This is a genomic window from Brevundimonas sp. 357, assembly GCF_003938605.1.
In the GTDB taxonomy this organism is placed as follows: Bacteria; Pseudomonadota; Alphaproteobacteria; order Caulobacterales; family Caulobacteraceae; genus Brevundimonas.
In genome coordinates, this window is sequence record NZ_RHWX01000027.1 from 1 (window position 1) to 5900 (window position 5900).

At 54.2% G+C, this 5900-nt stretch carries 3 tRNA genes and 3 rRNA genes; all 6 read right to left on the reverse strand.

Annotated features, from left to right (window positions below):
* The 6 genes from EGK63_RS16120 to EGK63_RS16145 all read right to left on the reverse strand — a co-directional run bounded on the left by EGK63_RS16120 (position 1) and on the right by EGK63_RS16145 (position 5235).
* Positions 1 to 77 (reverse strand) — tRNA-Met (locus tag EGK63_RS16120).
* A 56-nt stretch (positions 78 to 133) separates the two neighbouring features.
* Positions 134 to 248: ribosomal RNA gene (gene rrf / locus EGK63_RS16125) — 5S ribosomal RNA — on the reverse strand.
* Positions 249 to 323: 75 nt separating this feature from the next.
* Positions 324 to 3104 (reverse strand): 23S ribosomal RNA (locus EGK63_RS16130).
* 239 nt (positions 3105 to 3343) lie between these two features.
* A tRNA-Ala gene (locus EGK63_RS16135) sits at positions 3344 to 3419 on the reverse strand.
* A 60-nt stretch (positions 3420 to 3479) separates the two neighbouring features.
* Positions 3480 to 3556: transfer RNA gene (locus tag EGK63_RS16140), tRNA-Ile, on the reverse strand.
* Between the two features lie 216 nt (positions 3557 to 3772).
* A 16S ribosomal RNA gene (locus EGK63_RS16145) occupies positions 3773 to 5235 on the reverse strand.
* The 16S, 23S and 5S rRNA genes sit together here with 3 tRNA genes alongside, the layout of an rRNA operon.
* Positions 5236 to 5900: the final 665 nt, after the last annotated feature.

Genomic DNA, 5900 nt, shown 5'->3' on the forward strand with positions numbered 1-5900 from the left:
TGGGTGCGGGAGTAGGATTTGAACCTACGACCTTCAGGTTATGAGCCTGACGAGCTACCGGGCTGCTCCATCCCGCGGCAAGGCGGTGAGTAAAGGAAGAAGGATCGAGAAGTCATTCATGTGTGTCGGGTAGACCCGGCGGCGACCTACTCTCCCGCGCCTTAAGACGAAGTACCATCGGCTCTGGAGGTCTTAACGACCGAGTTCGGAATGGGATCGGGTGGGGAACCTCCGACAGAGCCACCAGGTCAACCCGACACACATGAATGAGAAGATATTGTCTATGATTTCGACAAGTAAGATCGAATGAGTTTTGCTGAGAAACGATCAAGCCGATCGGATTATTAGTACCAGTAAGCTTCACACGTCACCGCGCTTCCACACCTGGCCTATCAACGTGGTAGTCTTCCACGATCCTCAGCGAAGCCTTGTTTTGAGGTTAGTTTCCCGCTTAGATGCTTTCAGCGGTTATCTATTCCATACTTAGCTACCCTGCTGCACGGCTGGCGCCATGACAGGTCCACCAGAGGTATGTCCATCCCGGTCCTCTCGTACTAGGGACAGATCCTCTCAAGCTTCGAACACCCACGGCAGATAGGGACCAAACTGTCTCACGACGTTCTGAACCCAGCTCACGTACCACTTTAAATGGCGAACAGCCATACCCTTGGGACCTGCTCCAGCCCCAGGATGTGATGAGCCGACATCGAGGTGCCAAACTTTGCCGTCGATATGGACTCTTGGGCAAAATCAGCCTGTTATCCCTAGAGTACCTTTTATCCGTTGAGCGATGGCCCTTCCACGCGGGACCACCGGATCACTATGGCCGACTTTCGTCTCTGCTCGACTTGTCAGTCTCGCAGTCAGGCTAGCTTATGCCATTGCACTCGACGACCGATTTCCGACCGGTCTGAGCTAACCATCGCGCGCCTCCGTTACACTTTGGGAGGCGACCGCCCCAGTCAAACTACCCACCACGCCATGTCCCGGGACCGGATAACGGCCCTCGGTTAGACGTCAACGACAGTAAGGGTGGTATTTCAAGGATGGCTCCACCAGAGCTGGCGCCCCGGCTTCATAGCCTCCCACCTATCCTACACATACGGTCGCTAACGCCAAGGCGAAGCTATAGTAAAGGTTCATAGGGTCTTTCCGTCTGACCGCGGGAACCCCGCATCTTCACGGGGAATTCAATTTCACTGAGCCTGTGCTGGAGACAGTGGGGAAGTCGTTACGCCATTCGTGCAGGTCGGAACTTACCCGACAAGGAATTTCGCTACCTTAGGACCGTTATAGTTACGGCCGCCGTTTACCTGGGCTTCAGTTCGGAGCTTTCACTCCTCCCTTTAACCTTCAGGCACCGGGCAGGCGTCAGACCCTATACGTCGCATTGATGCTTCGCAGAGCCCTATGTTTTTGCTAAACAGTCGCTACCCCCTGGCTTGTGCCACTCAGTCCTGGTTGCCCAGGGTGAGTCACGCTTATTCCGAAGTTACGCGTGCAATTTGCCGAGTTCCTTCAGCACAGTTCTCTCAAGCGCCTTGGTATGCTCTACCTGACCACCTGTGTCGGTTTCGGGTACGGTCTCTGCTAGAGTTATTTCCAGGGACAACGCCACCGCCGGGAACAATCCAATAAGCCCCGACGACTTATGCCATCCGTCACTTCTAGCTGGTGCAGGAATATTTACCTGCTTCCCATCGACTACGCTTTTCAGCCTCGCCTTAGGGGCCGACTAACCCTGCGCAGATTAGCTTTACGCAGGAACCCTTGGTCTTTCGGCGACAGTGTTTCTCACACTGTTTATCGTTACTCATGTCAGCATTCTCACTTCCGATACCTCCAGCCAACCTCACAGTTGACCTTCACAGGCTTACGGAACGCTCCGCTACCGCTTGCAGTAAACTGCAAACCCATATCTTCGGCGCATGGCTTTAGCCCCGTTACATTTTCCGCGCAGGATCGCTTGATCAGTGAGCTGTTACGCTTTCTTTAAAGGATGGCTGCTTCTAAGCCAACCTCCTGATTGTCAAAGCAATCCCACATCGTTTCCCACTTAGCCATGACTTGGGGGCCTTAGATGATGGTTAGGGTTGTTTCCCTTTTCACGACGGACGTTAGCACCCGCCGTGTGTCTGCCCGATAGTACTCCTGGGTATTCGGAGTTTGGTTAGTATTGGTACCGCTCGCGCAGCCCGCAACCATCCAGTGCTCTACCCCCCAGGGTATTCGTCGGACGCTCTACCTAAATAGATTTCGCGGAGAACCAGCTATGTCCAGGTTTGATTGGCCTTTCACCCCTATCCACAAGTCATCCCAGAATTTTTCAACATTCACGGGTTCGGACCTCCAGTAAGTGTTACCTTACCTTCATCCTGCTCATGGATAGATCACCTGGTTTCGGGTCGTCATACATCGAACTTAGCGCCCTATTCAGACTCGCTTTCGCTGCGCCTACACCTAACGGCTTAAGCTTGCTCGACACATGAAGTCGCTGACCCATTATACAAAAGGTACGCCGTCACCGCGCTTGGCGGCTCCGACTGCTTGTAGGCTTCCGATTTCAGGATCTGTTTCACTCCCCTTGTCGGGGTGCTTTTCACCTTTCCCTCACGGTACTTGTTCACTATCGGTCGTAGAGGAGTACTTAGGCTTGGAGGGTGGTCCCCCCATGTTCAGACAGGATTTCACGTGTCCCGCCCTACTCGAGTCTCTTGCTGTTTGACGTCTACGGGGCTGTCACCCGCTATGGCCGGACTTTCCATTCCGTTCGACTTTATTTCACAAGAGCACTGGCCTGGTCCCGGTTCGCTCGCCACTACTACGGGAGTCTCGGTTGATGTCCTTTCCTCCGGGTACTGAGATGTTTCAGTTCCCCGGGTTCGCTCAATGAAGCCTATGTATTCAGCTCATTGTACCTTTAAACAATCATCCAATCGCTGCTCCGAAAAGCAGAGTTGGAAGACTGCAAAGGTGGGTTTCCCCATTCAGAGATAACCGGATCAAAGGGTGCTAGCGCCTCCCCGGTTCTTATCGCAGCTTGCCACGTCTTTCATCGCCTCTCTACGCCAAGGCATCCGTCAGAAGCCCTTCAACGCTTGATCGTTTCTCAGCAAAACTCATACGCAGGCTTATCCGGGAGATGGAAAGAGGTATCCACCGGACCTGCGTCTGATTTTACTTTGTCAGACAATATCTTCTCGAACCTGACCTGAAAGCTTATGAGGAGCCGGTCAAATTCTTCCTTTACAATGTCAATGCAGCCGATCATGCGACCGGATGCAAACTTGATATGATCGCGAAGTGCTCAAGTAGCCCGCAGGGCGGTAGCACACTTGAAACCTGGTGGAGCCTAACGGATTCGAACCGATGACATCCTGCTTGCAAAGCAGGCGCTCTACCAACTGAGCTAAGGCCCCTTTCAGGAGTTTAGCCAGGAGAGCTTCATCGGCGACCGTCGCACGTCCTTACCAAAGGACTGGTAGGCCCGGGCAGACTCGAACTGCCGACCTTACGCTTATCAGGCGTACGCTCTAACCACCTGAGCTACGGGCCTAGGGCAGTGCGACAGGCCGGGAAATCCCCAGGCTCGCGATCGCGCCATCAATGCGACGAACCGAATGTTCGCAGCGTCGATGACGAAATGAGGAAAGAGAAACGGAGACGGCGGCGCCCCGCATATATGCTCGAAACACTACCGCATTGCTGCGTGAGCGTTTCTCGCTGTGCGGAGCCTCAATAGTCTCGTGAGAGACTGGAGAAGCATCCTTAGAAAGGAGGTGATCCAGCCGCAGGTTCCCCTACGGCTACCTTGTTACGACTTCACCCCAGTCGCTGACCCTACCGTGGTCGGCTGCCTCCATTGCTGGTTAGCGCACCGCCTTCGGGTAGAACCAACTCCCATGGTGTGACGGGCGGTGTGTACAAGGCCCGGGAACGTATTCACCGCGGCATGCTGATCCGCGATTACTAGCGATTCCAACTTCATGCCCTCGAGTTGCAGAGGACAATCCGAACTGAGACTACTTTTAAGGATTAACCCTCTGTAGTAGCCATTGTAGCACGTGTGTAGCCCACCCTGTAAGGGCCATGAGGACTTGACGTCATCCCCACCTTCCTCCGGCTTAGCACCGGCAGTCCCATTAGAGTTCCCAACTAAATGATGGCAACTAATGGCGAGGGTTGCGCTCGTTGCGGGACTTAACCCAACATCTCACGACACGAGCTGACGACAGCCATGCAGCACCTGTGTCCTAGTCCCCGAAGGGAAAGCCACGTCTCCGTGGCGGTCCAGGCATGTCAAAAGGTGGTAAGGTTCTGCGCGTTGCTTCGAATTAAACCACATGCTCCACCGCTTGTGCGGGCCCCCGTCAATTCCTTTGAGTTTTAATCTTGCGACCGTACTCCCCAGGCGGATTGCTTAATGCGTTAGCTGCGTCACCGAACTGCATGCAGCCCGACAACTAGCAATCATCGTTTACGGCGTGGACTACCAGGGTATCTAATCCTGTTTGCTCCCCACGCTTTCGCGCCTCAGCGTCAGTAATGAGCCAGTATGTCGCCTTCGCCACTGGTGTTCTTCCGAATATCTACGAATTTCACCTCTACACTCGGAGTTCCACATACCTCTCTCATACTCAAGATCGCCAGTATCAAAGGCAGTTCCAGGGTTGAGCCCTGGGATTTCACCTCTGACTTAACGATCCGCCTACGCGCCCTTTACGCCCAGTAATTCCGAGCAACGCTAGCCCCCTTCGTATTACCGCGGCTGCTGGCACGAAGTTAGCCGGGGCTTCTTCTCCGGGTACCGTCATTATCGTCCCCGGTGAAAGAATTTTACAATCCTAAGACCTTCATCATTCACGCGGCATGGCTGCGTCAGGCTTTCGCCCATTGCGCAAGATTCCCCACTGCTGCCTCCCGTAGGAGTCTGGGCCGTGTCTCAGTCCCAGTGTGGCTGGTCATCCTCTCAGACCAGCTACTGATCGTCGCCTTGGTGAGCCGTTACCTCACCAACTAGCTAATCAGACGCGGGCCGCTCTAAAGGCGATAAATCTTTCCCCCGAAGGGCACATTCGGCATTACCACCCGTTTCCAGGAGCTATTCCGAACCTAAAGGCACGTTCCCACGTGTTACTCACCCGTCCGCCACTAACCCCGAAGGATCCGTTCGACTTGCATGTGTTAGGCCTGCCGCCAGCGTTCGCTCTGAGCCAGGATCAAACTCTCAGGTTGAGTTGACTTATCTGACCTAAGCATTTGCGACCCTAAGATCGCTTGGCATTAGTTCTACGTATTCTTGACGAGATCCCACGTTCACCGATCCGAAGACCGGTTACATGGTATGTCTTTTCAAAAAGACCGCAGTTGTCAGTGTCGACTGATGAACCCCGAAGGGTTCTCGCCAGGACACCGCCGCCTGCGTTTCTCTTTCCAGATCAACGATTTCAAAGACCGGGACCGGAAGAACCGGCCGGACCGTTTAGCGCCGGGTCCGCGGCGGAGCCGGCTATCTAGCCGACCCAGTTTTTCGTGTCAAGCAGTTCTTTTTAAAGAACTTTCTTTTCACGAAACCGCTCCGGAAGGAGCGGCGGAGGCGGCTATCTAGTGAGAGCCGATCTCCTTGTCAACCGGGCTTTTCAGCCTTTCTGCTTTTTCCGAAACCGAAGCTTCGAAGGCCGCAGTAAACCGCCGGGAAAACCGAGAGGCTATCCCTCAACTCAATCCAGCAATTCGATTGAAGCGCGGAAACTAACCGATCCAACCAATCGAAGCAAGAAGCTTTTTCAAACCCTTGCCCCAATCAAAACCCCGAAAACACCGTCTCCGAAGCCCGTCGGGCCAGCCCGTCTCCGAGCGAGGCGGCGATATACGTCCGCTCCCTCCGACTGGCAATAGGC